Below are 999 nucleotides of genomic sequence, written 5' to 3'. Positions count from 1 at the left end.
CGCCTGCAATTACAGATCCATCTGTACTTCTTGCTTCTATGCGAATAGCATGAAATTCATCAGTTTCAAAATCGATCAATGCTGCATTGGCAACCGTCACAATTCCTGTTGTGATATCTATTTTAAATCGTCCGCCTGCATTATCCAATAGGAAGTAAGTGATATTATCACCATCAGCATCTGTAGCCAAGGCTGTGATATGAACTGGCTGATCATTGGTGATATTCTCACTAATACTATTTCCATCCAAATCAACATCACGAAGATCAGTGATCGCATTATCTGTATCACCACCTGTTTCGTCAACATCTGTGACGTCAATTCTAAAATTTTCTGCAATTACAGATTCATCTGTACTTCTTGCTTCTATGCGAATAGTATGAAACTCATCGGTTTCAAAATCTATTAAACTGGCATCGGCTACAGTAACAATTCCTGTTGTCTCATGAATCTCAAATCGTCCACCTGCATTATCCAATAGGAAGTATGTGATATTATCACCATCAGCATCTGTGGCCAAAGCGGTAATATGAACCGCAGCGTCAGCTTCAATATTTTCACTAATGGAGTTAGCTGCAGGATCATTGTCGATCAAATTTGTAATAGCATTGTCGGTATCACCACCTGTTCCATCAACATCAGTCACATCGATTTGGAAGTCGCCTGCAATTACACTTGCATCTGTACTTCTTGCTTCAATACGAATAATATGAAACTCATCGGTTTCAAAATCAATCAGACTGGCATCAGCAACCGTCACAACTCCTGTTGTTTCATTTATCTTGAAACGTCCGCCTGCATTATCCAATAGGAAGTATGTGATATTATCACCATCAGCATCTGTGGCCAAAGCAGTAATATGAACCGCGGCGTCAGCTTCAATATTTTCACTAATGGAGTTAGCTGCAGGATCATTGTCGATCAAGTTTGTAATAGCATTGTCGGTATCGCCACCTGTTCCATCAACATCAGTCACATCGATTTGGAAGTCGCCTGCAA

General features: G+C 40.2%; 1 protein-coding gene. It reads right to left on the bottom strand.

What is annotated here, in order from left to right:
- On the bottom strand, positions 1 to 999 hold a 999-nt coding region (locus ACXR6G_RS20100), incomplete at both ends, for a hypothetical protein (protein ID WP_458363243.1).

The sequence above is a fragment of the Ancylomarina sp. YFZ004 genome (assembly GCF_054254355.1).
The sequence above is the reverse complement of the archived record's forward strand: the minus strand, read 5'-3'. Positions and strand labels throughout refer to the sequence as shown.